This is a genomic window from uncultured Microbulbifer sp., from assembly GCF_947498635.1.
In the GTDB taxonomy this organism is placed as follows: domain Bacteria; phylum Pseudomonadota; class Gammaproteobacteria; order Pseudomonadales; family Cellvibrionaceae; genus Microbulbifer; species Microbulbifer echini.
In genome coordinates, this window is record NZ_CANMKV010000114.1 from 1 (window position 1) to 761 (window position 761).

Here is a 761-nt window from a genome sequence, read left to right on the forward strand (position 1 = left end):
CTACTCGACAACAGCCTATACACGAGTAAGCGCCCCTGAAGATCAGGTCAGGACAGTTTCTGTTTATCGGGAGCATACCAATGTAGATTCAACTAATAGCAGTACTAAACTTAAAGCCGGATCATTTACCTCGAGAAGTGCAGGTCCCGATTACTCTCAAGATAAATTTCATAGCTGGAAACTCTCAGTAACAGTTACGAGAACTGATACCTCTCTCCCTTCCGGATATGATGGAACATTTTCATATTCAATAACTAGTAAAAGCTGGGATGGCGGCGTAGATTTAACCAAATATTATGGAGATAATTTGCCTGCGGGTTCATATAAAGTAGTGGTGAAGGCTGAAGAGATAAGGGAAAAATTTAGTTGGATTAATACTAACCCAGGGGAGCGTGGAGGTGAAATTTGGGTTTGGCAATCTCAAGGTACCTATACAAAAAATACTTATTCTCAAACACTAACACGTAATGTGGGCGCACGTATCACCTGGGCTGATCCTTCCATGGACCAGAGTAAAACTACCAAGTTTTATTATAAGAGTGGTAGTGGGTCCTGGAAAGACAGGAATTTTTCTTCTAGTGGTCACACTAATACGGTAGCTTTTGATGACCCAAGTTCGGGTAATTACAATTTCCGAATTGATTACCGAAATGGTAATTATCAAGGTGGGGTCTATGAAGTTGAGATGCGCGGAGAGGGCACGTTCTCCACTATTGCAACTTCGAATCAGAGTCTAAGTACTTCGTTTAAGGGAATTGCTA

The 761-nt window shown here is 41.5% G+C and carries 1 protein-coding gene; it reads left to right on the top strand.

The features are described 5' to 3' along the window. Positions 1–761, top strand: a 761-nt coding sequence (locus tag Q1A69_RS20050) for a hypothetical protein (protein ID WP_299589676.1), incomplete at both ends; no start/stop codon positions are given.